Source organism: Pseudomonas viridiflava (genome assembly GCF_900184295.1).
GTDB classification, from domain to species: domain Bacteria; phylum Pseudomonadota; class Gammaproteobacteria; order Pseudomonadales; family Pseudomonadaceae; genus Aquipseudomonas; species Aquipseudomonas viridiflava.
The window spans coordinates 5,784,381-5,801,018 of sequence record NZ_LT855380.1; the positions used below are offsets into that span (position 1 = coordinate 5,784,381).

Consider the following 16,638-nt stretch of genomic DNA (forward strand, 5'->3'; position numbering starts at 1 on the left):
CTCCTAAAGGCTGGCGACCAGCGTTTGCTGATCGTCATTGAAATCCACCAGGGCAACAGCAAGCCGCACCGGGGTGATGGTTACGAAGTCATACCGGCGGCAGGTGCGTCCGTACTGACGGATCAGCACACGCAACAGGTCGGGGTTCTCGGACAGTTGGGAATCGCTCAGGGTGAGCAGCACGACGTCCCAGTCGCGTTCGGGCATGCGTTCCTGGATCTCGACGTAGCCGACGCCCAAGCGCTCCAGGATGCGTTTCAAACCGGCAGTGCTGCCGGCGTCCACGGAGTTGATAAAGGCGTACTTGACCCGCAACCGGAACAGGCTTTCAGGTTCGGCGGAAAACCGCGTGACGTCGCGCTGCCAAGCCCACAGCTCCAGAATCGACAGGTGGCAGGTGTCCGCGTCGAACTGCAGGTACGGCCAGCGCAGCCATTCGGTGGCCTGTTCCCACCAAAGCTGGGCGGTGGCCACCAGCTTGGTCAGCTCCAGCCCTTCGAGCCAGAACGGCAGCTTGAGCTTGATCATTGCAGGACCACCGCCAGGGTGCTGATGCGCGGGATGTCCAAGGCCGAGACGATGTCGCTGTTGGCGAACCGCAACGAACTGATATCCGGAAACTGGACGTGCAGCTCTTCGGTCAGGCGGCTGAAACTGAAACGCGACTGGGGGAACGTGCGGGTCGGTGCGTAGTCGCTCTGGGTGCTTTCACGAAAAGCGGCGCGGATGAACAACCCGATCTCGGCCTGCAGCGTCTGCAGCTGCAGCACGGTGAGGTTGGCCACCGGCCAGACGTTGACGCTGATCGCGTGCAGGGTTTCAGGCATGGCCATGGCCAGCAGATCGTCGCCGTGGCCATGGTTACCGCCGTCGCGGATATGCGTGTTGATCTGCTCGAGGAAGGTATCGGCGGGCACGCCGGCGTCGAACAGTACGAAGGCATTGGCGCTGCCTGGTCCACGCGGTGCGCCGTGTTCAAAGTACACGCCGTCAGCGGCAACCCCAGGAAAATCGGTGATGATCGCCCGATACACCGCGTCGGTGTGCCATTGGTTGACCGCCGAAAACTGGTTGCGCACGCGCAGGCGCAACTGGTCGTCATGCTCGGAATCCGCGCCAGGCGTCTGCAGCCAGTCGGTATTGTTCACAACCTGGACAACGCCCGGTACCGACTGAGGCAGCACGGCGTAATAACCAGGTGCCAGGTTGTAGCCGCTGCCGGCTCCCACGGCCTTAACCGGTACCACCAGCTGACTCTGGCCCTCTTCAAAGCTGCGCGGTTCGGTGGTCACCAACTGATAGATATGACTATTGAGGGTCGGTGACTGAACGACAGTGCCGATCGGCACTTCCAGCTCGCCACCGGTATTGGCGCGGGTAAAGAGCAGTTCACCAACGGCCACCGTCGCGGCCTTGCGCTCGATGTTCACCGCCCAGGCCAGCATGTCCAGCCATTGCGCGCCGGCAGTCTTGACGAAGAAGTTCGGCAGCACCGTACCGCTGACGAACTCCAGCAGCCACAGCACCGGCTTGGTGACCAGCGCCGTGATGATTCGCCAGAACGGGCTGTACGCGCTGGTGTTGGTCAGCGTGCTGCCCTGCTCGACGGCCAGCTTTTCCCAGGCCTGTTTGAGCTGCGCCTCGGTGGTCGGAATGCCGGAGTCACCCAGCGCCTTTTTGAAGTCGACGGTCATAGGGTGATCTCCACCTGGCCGAACTTCACGGTCGTGGCGGTCACCAGGTACACACCCGGCTGGGTCTGCTCGATCTGCGCAGTGCCTGGTACCAGGCGTTCGTCATCCTCGACGAGCAGCTCCATCTGCTGAATGCAGTCACGCTGACGCAACCGGTCGCGCTCGGCCACCAGGGTGATCAGCAGGCCGCTTTCGCGGATCAGGTGCGCGATGTCCTGAGCGATCGAGGCGCGGTCATCAACCAGCAGAGGCTGGCGGGCCGGATCGAGTACCAAGTCGTTGTTCATGATCAGCAGGTCGACGTATTCACTCATCAGCCGCCCACCGCCATGGCCATCATGTTTTCCAGCTCCAGCGGGGTCATCTGCTTGGAGGTATTGATGTTCACTGTCTCGACGTGGGTGCCGGGGCGCTGGTTGGGGTTCATGGCGTTGCTCTGGTTCTGGAAGCTTTGCATCAGTCCTCCTTTCGGGACGGCCTGCGGTTTAGTGGGACTGATCGACGTATTGGCGTTGATCGCCTTGCGGGCCTCGATACCCTTGTCCGATCTGGCGGGCAGCTCGATGACCTTCTCGACGCGCTCTGGCAGTGCCGTTTTGGTCGGCATCGAAAACGCCAGGTCAGCCGACGCCGGCGGCAGCATGATCGGGTCGGCCTGGCTGATCTGCGGAGCAGGCATCTGCAGCGGTTTGAAGGGCAGCACGTTGGGTTGCGGCAGGCTGATAGGCGGTGCAGGTTTCACCTGGACTCTCGCTGCAGCACCCTGGGCTGGCGCAGATCGAGCGACCGCTGCCGGTACCAGAGCCAAGGGCTTAGGTGGCTGGCTTGCTGGAGCGGGAGCTGCCGAGGCGACTTTGGCCCCCGGTACGGTGCCCGCTGGCGGTGTGGTCACCACTGCCGGCAGTTGTGGACCCGGTACAGGCGCGCCCACTTGACCAGGCAGGTCGGGCACCTTCGGCGGCTCTGGCAAATCGCCAAACGTGGTCTCGATGTTGATACCGGGGATCTTGTTGGCCATCTCGATCAGGCCATTGATTGCGCCCTTCACCGTGGACAGGATGCTGTCCCAGGCAGTTTTGGCGATGCCGGACCAGCCGCCCATCGAGTCGAACCAGCTGGACAGTTTGGCCATCTGATCGCTGATCCACTGGAACGCGGTGGTGTTCATCAGCGCCGTGCACAGATCGTCCCAGTACACGACCGCCGCAACCACGGCAGCGGCCAACAGGACAATGCCGGCCACGATCAGCAGCACCGGGTTGGCCAGCATGGCGGCGTTGACCAGCCAGATCGCGCCCTGCCAAAGCAACATGCCGACGCGCACGATCGCCATCCAGGTGTACAGCCCGATCAGGCCGACCACGAAAGCCGCAACCATGACCGTGTGGAACAGGAACATGGCGATCGATTTGAAGCCCTGCCAAGTGAGCAGCTTCCACACGGTGAGCATGCCCAGCCAGACCATCTTGCTGACACCGACTACCAGGGTCAGCAGCGACATCGCGGCGATGAAGCCAAAGACCACCAGTGTGGTGATACCGATGATGCGGGTGATGTTCGGGAACAGCTGCGTCCAGCGGGTCAAGGTCTTGGCAATGCCCACCAGGCGATCCATCAGCGGTGTCAGCGTCGGAATCAGGGACTGGCCGAAGGCGATGCGCAGCGCTTCGACGGCTTTACCGAACTGCTGCCATGGGTCGACCATGGCCTTGGCCATCTTCTCGGCGTTCTCCAGGCCCCGGACCTTGCCCAGTTCGGCAATGCCGTTGCGCAGGCGATCGGTGTCCTTGGCCAGCGCGCCGATCACCTGGGCACCTTCACCGCCGAACACTTCCATCAGCTTGGTGCCGGCAGCCGCGCTGGTCAGGTCGCCGTACTTGCCCTGCAGCTTGTCCATGATCTGCAGCATGGGCAGTGCATTGCCGGCGGCGTCCGTGAAGCTCAGGCCGGTTTTTTCGGCAGCCGCGCTGAGGTTTTCGAAAAACGCCTTGTAGCGCCCGCCGGCGTCGCCGCCTTCCATGGTGCTGGACAGCGTACCGACCACCGCCATTTGTTCGGCAAAGCTGACACCGGCCTGGGTGGCGATCGCCCCGACTTCCTTGAAGGCGTCTTTCAACTGGGCACCATCGGTGCGGAACAGCTTCACCGCCAGCGCGGTCTGGCCGGTCAGTTGCTGGGCCCATTCCACCCTGCCCATCTTGTCTGCCTGGGACTTGAACAGGTTGTACATGGTGCCCAGGTACGCGCCGGTCGTTTCGGCGTCGGATTTGGTGACCTTGGCCAACAGGTTGCTGGCACTGGTGATGGTGGCCAGCTGGCCGCCGACCAGGCCCTTGATCGCGCCATCGATGACGCGTGACGACGCCACGAACTCGGCGGCGCTGGTGGCGTAGGTGATCGAGAATTCGAGGGCAGTCCGGTTCAGCGACGCCAGCGCGTCTTCAGTGGTGCCCAAGGCGCGCATGTCGCCCAGCGCCCGGTTCACTTCCAGCGCTGGTTCCAGTGATTCGGTGATGGCCTTGCCCGCCCCCACCATGCCGGCCAGGCCCGCGCCCATCTGAATGATGTTCTGCTGGCTCTTGGCGGCAAGGTCGCTGAAGCTGGTTTTCACCTTGCCCAACGGGGCACTGACCTTGTCGGTCAGTTTCAGGATGAAAGCCAGGCGGGCGGAACGGTCAGCCATCAGGGTTATCCGTTAAAGGCAGTGGAAATGCCGTTGGCGACGGCAATTTCCATGCGTCTCCAGTGTTCGTCTTCAAGCCACTTGGCAGTGCCCATGCTTTCAATGGTGGGCTCAGCGCCAGGCAGCCAGCGTTGGGTCAGGGCCAGCAACTGGCCCAGCCCGTCCTGGGTCAGGCCTTCGGCATGTTCGAGGGCTTTTTTACGATCACTTCAACGTCCGGCGAATACTCTTCAAGCAACGCACCGGCCAGGGTCATGGTGGTGATCGGGTTTTCCAGCAGCGCCTTCAGTGCGGCCTTGTCTTCGTCCTTGACGGTGCCCATCAGCAGGTTGTGGGCCGGCGCGACCTTGTTGGCCTGGGTCGTGGCATTGAAGTACTTGGTGATCACCTGCGGGGTCAGGTTGAACGTGAATTCCTTGTCGCCACGTTCCAGGGTGATGCTGCGGTTTACTTCGCTCATGTCGGTGTTTCCGTAAGGTTGAGTTGTAAAGGGTCAGGGTTGTGCCGGCGTGCGTTGCACGACCTGGCGGATGTAGTCCTGCAGGCCGAGGATCATTTGCCGGCTGAGGGCAAGCTCGTCTCTGAGGGTGAAATAATCCGATCGAGCGTCTGCTGCGAGTTCGGCGCTGCCTGCATCAGCCAGGCCGGCGGTGCCGGGGGCACCGGGCATTGCGGGGCAGACAGCTTTGATGCGCAGCCGGTAACTGCCATCAGCAACAGCAAGCTGCAGAGTGTTGATTTGAGCGCGGGCACGGTTCAGTTCCTCAGTGTGGTGGGTGTCGAGCTGGTCCCGCGCTTCCAGCTGATCGCGGGCCAGGCGCGCCGCCTCTCGCTCGGTGTGCAGTTCTGCAGTGGCGTCGACCAGCTCAGCGCGGGCAGCGACGAGCTGGTTGCCCTGGTACTCAAAAGCGCCCCAGGTCAGCAGACCGACCACCAGCAAAAACAGGGCAAGGCGCAGCGGGCTGATGGTCATTGCAGGCACAGCCTCATTTCGGCCAGCCGGCGGTTGTGCAAGCCACGAACGAAGGTCTTACGACCATCGGCACCGGTCACGTAGGCCCACACCGGCGTCGTGCCGTCGGAAGCCCAGGCCAGCGCTTTGCAGCCCTCGGCAATGCGGCCCGCATTGATCAGGCCCACGGCACGGCTCGCGCACGTCGTCGGCACGCCGAAGTTGTGGCCATGGCTGCTCAAGGCGTCGAACGTGTTCTGCCCGATCGCCTGGTTGGTCAGGCAGTCGGCCAGGCTCAACTGCCCCTTTGCGATGACCAGGCCTTCCACCTCGGCGCAGCGCGCATCCGACCAATATTCACCGACCAGCACTGGATCCGGGCTCGTGTGCTTGGTGATGCCCTTGCAGACCGTGGGCAAACCACTGGCCAGCTTGTCGGCATACACCACGTTCTGGCCGTTGCCTTCCCAGGTGCCCAGGAAGGCGGTCAACGTGCCGCTGCAGAGCAGCAGCAAGCCAGCGGTGATCTTGACGCGCAGGCTCATGCCTTGGTCTCCCACTCACGCAGCATCTGGCGGTACTTGGGGATCAGCAGCAGGATCTGCAGCACCATGTAGAACGCGGTCAGCATGTAGGCCACTGTCGACCAGTCGACGGCACCGGTCGCGCCCGTGGCGGCAACGCCAATGGCGGGCGATGCCTTTACCAGGGCAATGGCTGTGTCTTGAGCAACTTGATTCGTGCTCATCAGCGAAGTCCTTTTTCGGTCAGGGTTTGGCAAGGCACGCAACGGGTCATGCCGCCTAACGCCTGGCGCGCCGGAGGGATCTCCTTGTCGCAGTCCTGGCAATGGGTGAGGCTCGGCCCGCTCGCTCGCGGCTTGGCCAACTGGGCCGCAATGGCCTGGTCGCGCTGTCGCTGCTCCAGAGCCTGCGCACGATCGAACGGGCAAACCATTACGTCAGGCCCTCGATTTCAGCAGCAGCCAGGTACGGCACGCCGTTGATCTTGATGAAGTCCGGACTGGTGACGTCGAACGGCACCTTGTGGGTGTTCTTCGCGCCGCCCTTGGGATCGATGCTCAGCAGGCTCGACACGCGGACCTTGCAGCCGAAGGCCTCGATGCGCAGCTCCTCTTCGCCGGCCTTGGCGAAGAACACGATGTCGAACGGCTCCAGCTCGCGGAAACTGCCGGCAGTCTTGGCCTGCTCGATGAGCAGATTGAAGTTGGTGGTGTCCAGCTCCAGTTCGCCGGCTGCAGCGACATCGCCGTCGACGTGCCCGTTGGGCACGCCCTTGGTCTGGGCCACGGTGCTGTTGTCCGTGATGTCGATGGTGCCGGCCTCGACGTGAACGAGCAGATCGCCCAGGTTCACGTCGAAGTTCTTACCGCCAATTTTTGCGGCCATGGGTTACTCCGAATCCGTAACGGAAAGGTCCAGCGCGATGTTCGCGGTCAGGTCTTTCGGGCAGTTGAGGGGGCGCAGCTTGAGGTAGGCCACGACAGAGGTTTTGCTCGTCCAGGTCAGCACGATGTCGCCGTCCTTGGGCTGCTCGATCTCGCCCGGAAACACCTGGCCGGCGAATTTGGTGGACTTGGCCATCGCGCGCAGCGGGGCCATCAGCTTGGACGTGGTGGTCGCCATGCTGTTGGCCGAGCTGTTCAGGGTCCGATCGCCCACGTAGCGGATCAGCAGAGCGCGCACGCGGCGGGCGGCCTTGTCGACGACACGCAGGTTCTCGATCACCTGGAAGTCACTGCCGGGGGTGTCCAGCATGTTGCCGTCGCCCCAGTAGGTGCCCGGATAGTCCGGGTACGTCTGCGGCACAGACAGACGTGCTGCGTCGAGCTGTGAAAGCACCGCGGTGCTCAGCGGGATGCCGTCCATGTCTTTGGGTTCAGCGCCCAGGCCCAGGACCGCGCCGGTGGCCACGCGCATCGGCGTGTCGGCAATGCTCACGGCGGCATTGGCCAGTCGACCGGCCAGCACGCCCAGGTTATTGCCGTGCAGTTGCGGTACCGGCAGAACCCGAGGCGCAGCCAGGCCGTCGACGATGGCTTTCTGCTCGACAACGTAAGCGCTCCAGCTCAACTGCGGAGCAATGCCGGCAGTCGCGGCGAGCACGAAGACGCGGCGGCCCAGCTTGTTGCTCAGGTCATTGGCTGCAACGTGCATCGCTGACAGCTCGGCCTGAGTGGTCACCGGATCGACGATCACCACCGCTTCGAAGGAATAACTGCGGGTGGCGCTCTCAAGCGCCTGTTGCCAGGTGGTTTCGCCTGCGATCGGAGCAGCGATGCATGCCCAGCGATCGCCGCCGTTACTGCGCGCTGCCAGGATTTGGGTTTTCAGGTCGCTGTCTGCAACGCCCAGCTGGACGTCCAGATCACTTTGGGTGTCCAACGGGACCAGCTTGCCGACGTTCTTGGCGGCGGGACCGATGAACAGGAAATAGCGTTCGATCTCGCTCACGGCACCCTGGCCGAGGTTGAGATTGTTAACGCTGACTTTGCCGAGTGCCATAAAGCGGTGCCTCGTTAGCGGGGTGAATTAAGGATTTGTTGCAGCACCAGGTTCACCAGTTGGCCGGTTTCGCTGTCGCTGGCACCGAGGAACTGACGCGCAGGCAGCTGGATGTTCCAGCTTTGCGCACCGGTGGATTCGGCTCGTTCGTCGTCCAGGACGCGGATCAGCAATCCCGCCCGGGCGTAGTTCAGGTGTTGCTGGATCCACGCCACGGATGGGCGGGTCAGGGTCTTTTTGCCTTCCTGCCGGGTTTTGAAACCCAGCCGGCGCAGGGTCTTGGCCTGCTTTTCCGTAGCGGCGGTGCCCGGCGGAACCTTGTTCCACTGGCGCATCTGCGCGGCGGTGCGCCGTTCGGACACGCCGTTGTGCTGCTGCGAGGCAACCCAGCGGGTCAGCGTGTTACGCCAGCCCAGTTCCGCTTCGGTACCGGTCAGGCGAGTGACATCGAGCAGCTTGCCCAGGCCGGTTTCCATCTTCTTCTTGCCCTTGGACGTGTCCTTGCGGGCAGCGAACGGAGTTCCATTCAGGTTCTGCTGGTTGCGGATCCGCTGGCGGCTCAGACTGCGCACGCGCTTGGCCACGTTGTTCAACAGACGTCTGCGCTTGGGCGTCGGAAGCTCCATCAAAGCCAGCAGGTCCTGGGCTTCGAGCATGCCGCGAATGTCCAGATCAAAGGCCATGACCGGTCACCTCGCCGCTCTCAGCAACCCACAGTTCGAACGGTACGAACGACCAGGTTCTGCCAAAGGCCTCGATCTCGCCGGCAGGATCCTCGGCCAGGTATTGCGCCTCGGTGAACTGCAGCTTGATGTCGACGTCGGCCAGATCGTTGTCGAGCATGACCACATCGAACACCACGTTTGGCAGACCGTCGCGGTCCTGGTCGTGGGTTTCCAGCCAACTGCCTACCAGGGCAAACAGGCGCGCAGGGTGATCCGCGAACCGCTCGATCGAGATGGTCGCGCCGTAATTCATGTCACCCATGTGCATGCCTTGGGTGTCAGGCTTCCAGACCAGCTCGACCTGCACCTGGTCGGTCCAGCTGTCGAGCTGCTCAGGGGCAACCAATTGGCGCTCAAGTAGGTAGGCGGTCAAAGCCTTGAGCTTGATCACAACAGCGCCGCCGTGATGCGGCCACGGCCCTGCAGCGACCGCACGGCGGCCTGACTGAAAGCGAGGAAGGTTTCGGAGCGCTCTGGCAGTTCCTTGCCCACGTTTTCGGCGCTTTCGCGACGACTGACCGTGGCGAACTGGGTCAGCAAGCTGGCTTTCGCCCGGCTGTACACGGCGCGCTTATACGTCGCCGCTTGAAAGGTGCGCTCTGGCAGGACGGTGGTGTCTGCGGACTCAACGTTGGACACGCCAGCGCCCTGCCATCGCGCTTTTAACTTGGCCAGGTCGGTATTGACCTCGACCATGGCCATGTTCAGATCGGCGGCCAGCATCTCTACCAGGTACTCCGCCGGCAGGCGGTAACCTTTCTGGAACTCGGCTATCGATAGGTCGGGCCAAAAACCATCGTTCCCGATCCGTTCGTCTACCAGCACCGTGGGTTTTCCGGAAAAGCTCATACACTTTCCCCACAAGCCAAGGAGGACTGCTCAACATGACCGACGAACAAGGAAAGGTTGTTTCTATGAAAGAGCGTCTTAAGGCGCGCCAGACTGCTGCCAGGCGTAAGCAGCAGCTCTCCGATAGAAGACTTGAGGACGCACACGCAATGGCGCTTATGTTTATGCGCACCCAAGGTGATCATGTGGCGACGATAAAGGCAGCGCTGAAAGTCGCTGACCGGTACGTCATAGCACTGAGGGAGTGCGTCCACGTGCTGGGAGGCAGTAGTTTGGAAGTCACCGCGACCTTCCCCGAGGGGAAGATGGCGATAGATAAGCTCTCGCAGTGATCCGTTAAACATCTGTGCCTCACAAAGCCCCGCCCAGTGCGGGGCTTTTTGTATTAGGGGCGGGAAAACTGTTTCAGTGGGTCAGGGGCCATAAAATGGTTGGCTCACATCCACAGTTTCTCGCGGGGGGGGGGTAGTCGGTTATTCGGTGCCGTTGCCGGCGTTTTCTTTGGCTTGCGCCTTGGCCAGCGCCTTGCGGCAGTCAGACAGGCGTGTCCCTACGCCGATGCTTTCGTAGAGCTGTTCGGCTCGTTCGAAGTGGTGAATAGCGACAGGCCAGTCCTTGCGATGCAGCGCGATCATTCCCAGCAACTTGTGGTAGCGCGCCGGGATGCGCTCATACAGCTGCCATTCGCCATCCACACGGGGCAGCAGGTTGGAAACGTAGGGCTCAGGGCTGCGCCTGGCCTTGAATTCCGCCTCGGCCCAGTCGATCACCTCGTCTGCAACAAAGGTCGGAATGTCGCGGTTGAAGCGCTCAGGCAGCGCCTGGCCCTGGGTTATTGCGAAGTCGGCCAGCTCCAGGCCTTGGGTGAACTGCTCGGTGTCGAACAGCCAGATCAGGACATACACCAGCACCGAGTTCTGGAAATTCAATTCCGAATCGCGGTACCGCTGTACGTAATCCAGGTACTTGGGCAGCAGCTCGTCACGCTTGAGCATCTGGCGCTGCTCGCGGCTATTGATCGCGCTGATGCGCTCCAGATCACCGGCCAAGGCGTCTTCCATCAGCTTCAAATGCTTGCGTGCATTGGCAGGACTGGACAGCGCGGTGTCAGCCGAATAAGCCATCTGGGCACCGGCGATCGCAGCCGCTGGGCCTTCTGCGATCAAGCGGCGTTTGTGCGCCAGTGCCAGGCTCATGCTTTCACCAATTCGACGTTTTCAGTCATGGCGAACTTTTCCAGCTGCTCGATCACATAGCCTTCGTTACGGCTGTTGTAATCCTCGACGCGGGAGCGCTTCGGGTTATCGATGGTTTGCTTGCGCCAGCTGGAATCCTGGAAGTAGATCGACAAGTTGTCGAAGCTGGTGACCACCACGGCGTTGACCGGGAAGAACGGCACGCTGAAGCTTGGCAGACCGCCATAGGTCGCGATGACCTGAGCGTCTTCGATGCGTTCTTTCTCGGTTGGCAGATCGCCTTGTTTGGCGTACAGCTTGGCTTTGTCAGCCGCCAGCAGGTCACTGCCGATGATTGCGATCAGGTCGCCGCCATCACGAACGCGCTCGTCGACCATCTGCTTGGTGTCATGCACCAGGGCGTCGAGGTTGGCATAGTCACCGCCTTCGCCCAGCGTCACCTTTCCAGCGACCTTGCCTTCCTTGAGAACCTGCTCCGGGATCTGCTCGCGAGCGATCTGCAACCAGCCCTTGTTCACGTCCTGCAGCATCGGGAATTCAGTGAGGTTGGTCTGCGGCGCGGCTTTGAGACCGTGGAAACCGATCATCAGACGGTCGAGTGCGATCTGCTTCTGCACGGCAGCGGAGTAACGCTGTTGGAAGTCCGGGAACTTGGCCCAGGCGTCGATCTTGGCGTAAGGCAGGCTGACGTCAGATTCGGTGGAATACAGCTCGTACTGGTTGTCATCCAGCGCCGAGGCGTCCTTGGCTTCGCGATCGGTGGTCTTGGTGTTGGTGCGACCGGTCACCGGACCAGAGACGCCCAGGAATACCTTTTGACCCTTGATCTCGGTCACGCCGATGACGTTGATGCGCTGCAGGAAATCGGACTTGTGGGTGATCGCCTCGTTGAGTTCCTGGGCAATCGACGGCTCGACGCTGAACGTCTTGCTGGCCAGCTCGACGCCGTAGGATTCAGCCAGGGAAACCTGCAGGGCCGCGAACATCTTCGCGCCGTATGCGCTCAGTGACTGGGCCATGTCAGAGTACCCGCTTCGGTTTAGGGTCAGCGGCACCAGTGGTGCGTGACAGGTGGCGGCCTTCCGGCTTGTCCAGCAACGCGCTGAATTGCGCCTGCAGCTTGTTCATGCCGGCCAGCACTGCGGCGTTAGACGAGCCCTTGCGGCTCAACTGCTTTTCGTCTTCGGCGGTGGCCACGATGTCATCGACCGCCGTCTGTACGTCGTCGATCGGGGCCTGGTCGGGGGCCGGCGGTGCCTCTGCGAAACTGTCAATCAGCGCCTGAATGCCGGCAGTAACGATCAGTTGCTGTTCGATCAAGGCCTGCAGCGCTTTGGCTGTAGCTTCATCCATTGGGGGTTTGCTCTCAGTAGGGGTTTGCGGGGTGGTTTCGGCTGGCACCTCTTCAATGCCAAAGCGCTTGAACAGGCCGGTGAACATGCTGAACAGCTTGGCCACCTCGCCCTGCGGTTCGTCTTCACCAATCGAACCCAGCGGGACGGCCGCCGCGTAGTGCACGCGCTTGCCGGGGTTGCCGGGGTTGCGGGAGAAGTAAAGTTCTTGAGTGCCAAGGCTCGCCGGCTCGTCGGTGACAGCCAGGCCGGTCAGGTACGCCCTGCCAGTGCCAGCGAAGTCGGGCATGATCTCGATGCTGGTGAAGAGCTTTTCGCCTTGGTCGTTGAGCCACAACAGCTTTTGGTTGGGCTTCAACTGCGCTTCCAGCGCGACTTGGCCGGGGGCCAGACCCTCGACGTCCTCGATCAGGCGCACGGCAAACACAGTGCCGTAGGAGCCTGGCCAGCGGTCATGTTCGGACCAGATGGTGGCCGTGTAAGTAGTAGTGCTGTACGTCTCGGCGATGTCGCGCAGTTCCTGGGGCGTGATGACGCGACCATCGACGGTAGGACCGCTGGTGGCGACGCGTTTCCAGAAGCTGACAAGGGAACGGGGCATGGGAAGAACTGCGCTCATCGGTAAGTTGAGGCCCCAAGATAGGGAGCCGCAACGCCTCCAACAAACGGTTTACTTTCGCACTTCTCCTATATTTGATTTATAGGAGAAACACGGATTTTAACTGCACGTTTTCCGCGTTTTCGCCGCATAGACTGCGGCCCATGTACTACTCAACCGAAGTCAAAGAAGCCGCCAAACGCCTGTTTCTACGCCGTCACAAGGCCAAGGAAATTCAGGCGCAGTTGAACCTGCCCAACATCCGGATCGTGTACCACTGGATCCGCGTTGGTGGCTGGGAAGACATGCTGACGGATGAAGAACCGCTGACCGCCGTCAGCCGGCGTATCACCTTGCTTCTGGAGAAAGCCGACTCGCTGACCAAGGGCGAGCTGGACGAACTGGACCGGTTGACGACTGTTCGCGAACGACTGGTTAAGCAGTGTGTAAAGCCGGTGACTGCGCCGGTCCGTGATGACCAGGACAACGATGGCCATCGCCCCGATGATCAACGCGGTGAGCGTCGGGAGCGTGGCAAGCGCGATGGCAAGAAGCGGGAAAAGAAGGTCAAGAACGACGTTAGCGAGCTGCGCGAAGTGGACTTTCTCGACAAGTTCATCAGCAAAATGTACGGCTACCAGAAAGAGCTGTTCGCCGCGAAACAGAACCCGCTGACCGCCAGGATCCGGAACATCCTCAAAAGCCGCCAGGTGGGCCTGACCTACTACTTCGCCGGCGAAGCCTTCATGGACGCGGTGCTGACCGGCGATAACCAGGTGTTCCTGTCGGCCAGCCGCGCCCAGTCCGAGATTTTCCGCAGCTACATCATCGCCTTTGCCCAGGCGTGGTTTGGCCTGGAGCTGACCGGCAACCCGATCGTACTCAGCAAGGACGGCAAGCCCTGGGCCGAGCTGCGCTTTCTCAGTACCAACAGCAGCACTGCGCAGGGTCACCATGGCCATGTGTATGTCGACGAATATTTCTGGATCCGCGACTTCGAGAAACTGAACACCGTGGCCAGCGCCATGGCGACCCATAAGAAGTGGCGCAAAACCTATTTCTCTACGCCTAGCGCCGTATCGCATCAGGCGTACCCATTCTGGCAGGGTGAGAAATTCCGCAACAGCAAGCGCAAGAACGCCAAGGAGCCATGGCCGAGCGATAAGCAGATCTCTGCCGGCACGCTGTGTCCGGACGGTCAGTGGCGCAAGGTGATCACCATCCTGGACGCCATCGCCGGCGGCTGCGATCTGTTCGACCTTGAGCAGCTGCAGCTGGAGTACGACGACGACAAGTTCCAGCAGCTGTTCATGTGCAAATTCATCGACAGCAGCCAGAGCGCGTTTTCACTGGCAGATCTGGAGCGCTGCTATTCGGACCTGTCCTTGTGGGCCGACTTCGACCCGGACGATCCGCGCCCGTATGGCAACAGCCCGGTCTGGATCGGTTACGACCCGAGCCGGACACGCGACGATGCGACGTGCGTGGTCATCGCACCGCCGCTGGAGAACGGCGGCAAGTTCCGGATCCTGGAGAAGCACAGCTGGCGTGGTCAGTCATTTAAGTACCAGGCCGAGCAGGTCAAGAAGCTGACCGAGCGCTTCAACGTTCAGCACATCGGGATCGACACGACCGGCATCGGCTACGGCGTCTTCGACCTGGTGCGCGACTTCTACCCGCGTGCGACCTCGATCCACTACAGCCTGGAAACCAAGAACCTATTGGTGCTCAAGGCGCAGGACACCATCCAAGGCAGCCGCATCGAGTGGGACGCCGGCTGGAACGATATCGCCCAGGCCTTCCTGACAATCAAGCGCGGCACAACCGCCAGCGGCCAGGTGACCTACAGCGCGTCGCGAACCGACGCAACAGGTCACGCGGACGTGGCCTGGGCGGTCATGCACGCCCTGCAGTACGAACCCCTCAACACGGACAAAAAGCGGCGCAGTCGCTACGCACTCACTGGATCAACTTCCCATGGCAAAACCCAAAACCCTGCAGCAGGAAAAACCGGCGCAACGGCCCATGCGTGCATTCACGTTCGGTGCGCCGGAATCAGTGCTGACCGACAACATCGCGCAGTACCTGGGCGTGTTCGCCAGCGACGACGGTCGCATCTTCACGCCGCCAGTCTCACGCAGGGGGCTGGCCAAGCTGCTCAAAGCCAACGCACACCACGGCGCGATACCAGGGTTCAAACGCAATCTGCTGCTGCGTGAGTTCATGCCTTCAGCCGGCCTGTCAGTGGCCGAAATAGGTAGGGCTGCGCTGGACTTCATGGTTTTTGGCGAAGCGTATTTCTACCGGGTGCCTAACCTGCTGGGCCAGATTCTGGAGCTGCGACACCTGCCGGCCATCAATATGCGGGTCAAGGTCGACGGTGGGTTCATCCAGTTGGAGCAGAACGGGCGAGAGACGGAGTTCGACGCGGACGAGATCGAGCACGTCCTCAACTACGACGTCGAACAGAACATTTACGGCGTGCCTGAGTACCTGGGCGGTCTGCAGGCACTGCTGCTCAACGAGGCAGCAACACTGTTTCGCCGACGTTACTACAGCAACGGCGCGCATGCGGGATACATCTTCTACACCAACGACCCGAACCTGACCGAAGAGGACGAAGACGAGCTACGTGCCCAGATCACGGCCAGCAAGGGCGTGGGCAACTTCCGATCGATGTTCGTCAACATTCCGGGCGGTTCCGAGAAGGCCATTCAGATCATCCCGGTGGGTGACTTCCAGGCCAAGGACGAACTGGAGAAGGTGAAGAACATCACGCGCAATGACGTGATCGCGGCCTGGCGCATGAACCCGGCGCTGGCCGGAATCATCCCGGAGAACAGTGGCGGATTCGGTGACATCGAGAAGATCGATCGCGTTTACACCAGCAACGAGATCAGGCCGATCTGTCAGCTGTTTGACCAAGCTAATGCGACTTTGCGAGAGGACAGGCGGTTCGCCTGGAAACCGCTGCAGGATACATCTGTAACGGCTTGATATGACCGAAAGCACAGATAATGCCATTACAGATATGGCAAAATAGTAGCTATAGGATGGCTCTGGGGAGGGAACATGCGGATTTATTGCACAACATGCGGGCACAAAGGACGGATCAGCTCACGGGAGGAAGTGACGAGGGCGTATGTGAAGTTGTACTGCCAATGCCTAGACGCCAGTTGCGGCCATACATGGGTGGCCAACCTGACGTTTTCGCATACGCTCAGGCCGTCCGGGCAGCAGTTGGACGTGATGCTATTTGATCGGCTAAGGGACCTTGCACCTGACAAGCAGAAGGAGTTGTTTGAGCAACTAGGGCGGCAGGCAGTGGCTTGAATGAACCGCCGACCAGAGGAGTCGGCGATAGGCGGTGCAGGCGTGATTCAATGGCCCACAAGATAATTATTCAATCTCAACTGGCTTGGCCAGATAACCAGCGATGCGGCGAATTTGCTTTTGCTCGCTCTCAGACATCTGACGGTAAAGCTTGATTAAATCCTTCTCTAACTCTGTGAGTTCAAGCCGATGAAAGCTTGACCATTCACCACTAAGGCTCTGGAGATTACTGCGTTCCAACATACTTACGCTCCATTAAATACATTTGGAGGCGACGGTACGGAGCCTGTTGAGGATACGCAGATGACTGGAAATAGCTCGATTCAGGAATCGATAAATTTTACTTCGAGGCCTCAGCGGCTTCTGCTGCCATAGACTTCACAATTCGACGTACAGTTTTCTGATCATCTACAGGCAATCTCCTATATTGATCTACCAGCTCCGCTTCGTCCGGCTTCAACCCCTGTCCAGGAGCAGGAGAGCGAAGCCCGGTAAGTACATATCCGGCGTCAATGCCTTGATCCACGAGGGCCGCGACGTAACGGAGGTCCAATGAATTCGCACCAAGCTCATAATTTTTCTGAGTTCCACGACTAACTCGGAGTCTCGTTCCAAACTCGGTTTGACTCAAGCCCAAGCGCTCGCGCTCTTCCTTAAGGCGCTCACCTACTCCGTCAGCAATGTGCATATTTTTATTCACCACACTTGACTTGATCAATTATTTGACCAAG

General features: G+C 60.8%; 24 protein-coding genes. 4 read left to right on the top strand and 20 right to left on the bottom strand.

Annotated features, from left to right (window positions below):
- Nucleotides 1-3: 3 nt before the first annotated feature.
- Genes CFBP1590_RS25970 through CFBP1590_RS26035 form a run of 15 tightly spaced genes read right to left on the bottom strand, consistent with a single transcriptional unit; the run spans nt 4 to nt 9,428 of the window.
- Entirely contained in the window at nt 4-528 is a 525-nt protein-coding gene (locus CFBP1590_RS25970; protein ID WP_088236220.1) for a phage tail protein, read from the bottom strand.
- Nucleotides 525-1,694, bottom strand: coding sequence for a baseplate J/gp47 family protein (locus tag CFBP1590_RS25975; RefSeq protein ID WP_088236221.1), 1,170 nt, complete (start codon nt 1,692-1,694; stop codon nt 525-527). Before CFBP1590_RS25975 ends, CFBP1590_RS25970 begins: the two co-directional genes overlap by 4 nt.
- A complete protein-coding gene (locus CFBP1590_RS25980; protein ID WP_003342289.1) occupies nt 1,691-2,008 on the bottom strand; it encodes a DUF2590 family protein in 318 nt (105 codons plus the stop codon). The genes CFBP1590_RS25975 and CFBP1590_RS25980 overlap by 4 nt, the downstream gene beginning before the upstream one ends.
- Complete coding sequence (locus CFBP1590_RS25985; protein ID WP_088236222.1) at nt 2,008-4,377, bottom strand: phage tail tape measure protein; 2,370 nt, start codon at nt 4,375-4,377, stop codon at nt 2,008-2,010. Before CFBP1590_RS25985 ends, CFBP1590_RS25980 begins: the two co-directional genes overlap by 1 nt.
- A 5-nt stretch (nt 4,378-4,382) precedes the next feature.
- Nucleotides 4,383-4,526 (bottom strand): DUF6890 family protein, encoded by a 144-nt coding sequence (locus CFBP1590_RS27955; protein ID WP_003342293.1) that lies wholly within the window; start codon nt 4,524-4,526, stop codon nt 4,383-4,385.
- Nucleotides 4,527-4,546: 20 nt separating this feature from the next.
- On the bottom strand, nt 4,547-4,837 hold the full coding sequence (locus tag CFBP1590_RS25990) for a putative phage tail assembly chaperone (RefSeq protein WP_003342295.1): 291 nt from the start codon (nt 4,835-4,837) through the stop codon (nt 4,547-4,549).
- Between the two features lie 33 nt (nt 4,838-4,870).
- Nucleotides 4,871-5,350 (bottom strand): lysis system i-spanin subunit Rz, encoded by a 480-nt coding sequence (locus CFBP1590_RS25995; RefSeq protein WP_088236223.1) that lies wholly within the window; start codon nt 5,348-5,350, stop codon nt 4,871-4,873.
- Nucleotides 5,347-5,874 (bottom strand): lysozyme, encoded by a 528-nt coding sequence (locus CFBP1590_RS26000; protein ID WP_088236224.1) that lies wholly within the window; start codon nt 5,872-5,874, stop codon nt 5,347-5,349. Before CFBP1590_RS26000 ends, CFBP1590_RS25995 begins: the two co-directional genes overlap by 4 nt.
- Nucleotides 5,871-6,077 carry a hypothetical protein gene (locus CFBP1590_RS26005; RefSeq protein ID WP_004415377.1) on the bottom strand — a complete coding sequence of 69 codons (207 nt, stop codon included), beginning with the start codon at nt 6,075-6,077 and terminating at the stop codon, nt 5,871-5,873. The genes CFBP1590_RS26000 and CFBP1590_RS26005 overlap by 4 nt, the downstream gene beginning before the upstream one ends.
- Nucleotides 6,077-6,286 carry a TraR/DksA family transcriptional regulator gene (locus CFBP1590_RS26010; protein WP_004407224.1) on the bottom strand — a complete coding sequence of 70 codons (210 nt, stop codon included), beginning with the start codon at nt 6,284-6,286 and terminating at the stop codon, nt 6,077-6,079. The genes CFBP1590_RS26005 and CFBP1590_RS26010 overlap by 1 nt, the downstream gene beginning before the upstream one ends.
- Nucleotides 6,286-6,738 (bottom strand): phage protein, encoded by a 453-nt coding sequence (locus CFBP1590_RS26015; protein ID WP_003342306.1) that lies wholly within the window; start codon nt 6,736-6,738, stop codon nt 6,286-6,288. Before CFBP1590_RS26015 ends, CFBP1590_RS26010 begins: the two co-directional genes overlap by 1 nt.
- Nucleotides 6,739-6,741: 3 nt before the next feature.
- Nucleotides 6,742-7,854 carry a DUF2586 domain-containing protein gene (locus tag CFBP1590_RS26020; RefSeq protein WP_088236225.1) on the bottom strand — a complete coding sequence of 371 codons (1,113 nt, stop codon included), beginning with the start codon at nt 7,852-7,854 and terminating at the stop codon, nt 6,742-6,744.
- Nucleotides 7,855-7,868: 14 nt separating this feature from the next.
- Entirely contained in the window at nt 7,869-8,537 is a 669-nt protein-coding gene (locus CFBP1590_RS26025) for a phage virion morphogenesis family protein (protein WP_088236226.1), read from the bottom strand.
- Nucleotides 8,527-8,970 (bottom strand): phage tail protein, encoded by a 444-nt coding sequence (locus CFBP1590_RS26030; RefSeq protein WP_003420277.1) that lies wholly within the window; start codon nt 8,968-8,970, stop codon nt 8,527-8,529. The genes CFBP1590_RS26025 and CFBP1590_RS26030 overlap by 11 nt, the downstream gene beginning before the upstream one ends.
- Nucleotides 8,967-9,428 carry a head completion/stabilization protein gene (locus tag CFBP1590_RS26035; RefSeq protein ID WP_088236227.1) on the bottom strand — a complete coding sequence of 154 codons (462 nt, stop codon included), beginning with the start codon at nt 9,426-9,428 and terminating at the stop codon, nt 8,967-8,969. The genes CFBP1590_RS26030 and CFBP1590_RS26035 overlap by 4 nt, the downstream gene beginning before the upstream one ends.
- 35 nt (nt 9,429-9,463) lie before the next feature.
- Here CFBP1590_RS26035 and CFBP1590_RS26040 point away from each other — a divergent pair, with 35 nt between their 5' ends.
- Nucleotides 9,464-9,760, top strand: a complete 297-nt coding sequence (locus tag CFBP1590_RS26040; RefSeq protein WP_003342323.1) for a hypothetical protein — start codon at nt 9,464-9,466, stop codon at nt 9,758-9,760.
- 141 nt (nt 9,761-9,901) lie between these two features.
- On the opposite strand, the gene gpM is transcribed toward CFBP1590_RS26040, so the two are convergent.
- The 3 genes from gpM to CFBP1590_RS26055 are packed head-to-tail and all read right to left on the bottom strand — an operon-like array spanning nt 9,902 to nt 12,577.
- Entirely contained in the window at nt 9,902-10,624 is a 723-nt protein-coding gene (gpM, locus tag CFBP1590_RS26045; RefSeq protein ID WP_088236228.1) for a phage terminase small subunit, read from the bottom strand.
- Nucleotides 10,621-11,643 carry a phage major capsid protein, P2 family gene (locus CFBP1590_RS26050; protein ID WP_024662766.1) on the bottom strand — a complete coding sequence of 341 codons (1,023 nt, stop codon included), beginning with the start codon at nt 11,641-11,643 and terminating at the stop codon, nt 10,621-10,623. The genes gpM and CFBP1590_RS26050 overlap by 4 nt, the downstream gene beginning before the upstream one ends.
- Nucleotide 11,644: 1 nt before the next feature.
- The gene (locus CFBP1590_RS26055; protein WP_003413628.1) at nt 11,645-12,577 is read right to left on the bottom strand and encodes a GPO family capsid scaffolding protein; all 933 of its coding nucleotides are present in this window, start codon (nt 12,575-12,577) and stop codon (nt 11,645-11,647) included.
- Between the two features lie 161 nt (nt 12,578-12,738).
- On the opposite strand from CFBP1590_RS26055, the gene CFBP1590_RS26060 reads away from it, so the two are divergent.
- The 3 genes from CFBP1590_RS26060 to CFBP1590_RS26070 all read left to right on the top strand — a co-directional run bounded on the left by CFBP1590_RS26060 (nt 12,739) and on the right by CFBP1590_RS26070 (nt 15,907).
- Nucleotides 12,739-14,793 (top strand): terminase large subunit domain-containing protein, encoded by a 2,055-nt coding sequence (locus CFBP1590_RS26060; RefSeq protein ID WP_088236229.1) that lies wholly within the window; start codon nt 12,739-12,741, stop codon nt 14,791-14,793.
- The gene (locus CFBP1590_RS26065) at nt 14,720-15,571 is read left to right on the top strand and encodes a phage portal protein (protein ID WP_231991884.1); all 852 of its coding nucleotides are present in this window, start codon (nt 14,720-14,722) and stop codon (nt 15,569-15,571) included. The genes CFBP1590_RS26060 and CFBP1590_RS26065 overlap by 74 nt, the downstream gene beginning before the upstream one ends.
- A gap of 75 nt (nt 15,572-15,646) precedes the next feature.
- Nucleotides 15,647-15,907 (top strand): ogr/Delta-like zinc finger family protein, encoded by a 261-nt coding sequence (locus CFBP1590_RS26070; protein WP_005737198.1) that lies wholly within the window; start codon nt 15,647-15,649, stop codon nt 15,905-15,907.
- Nucleotides 15,908-15,973: 66 nt separating this feature from the next.
- On the opposite strand, the gene CFBP1590_RS27960 is transcribed toward CFBP1590_RS26070, so the two are convergent.
- Nucleotides 15,974-16,150 (bottom strand): hypothetical protein, encoded by a 177-nt coding sequence (locus CFBP1590_RS27960; RefSeq protein WP_162839122.1) that lies wholly within the window; start codon nt 16,148-16,150, stop codon nt 15,974-15,976.
- Between the two features lie 97 nt (nt 16,151-16,247).
- Complete coding sequence (locus tag CFBP1590_RS26075; RefSeq protein ID WP_044422709.1) at nt 16,248-16,595, bottom strand: helix-turn-helix domain-containing protein; 348 nt, start codon at nt 16,593-16,595, stop codon at nt 16,248-16,250.
- Nucleotides 16,596-16,638 lie beyond the last annotated feature (43 nt).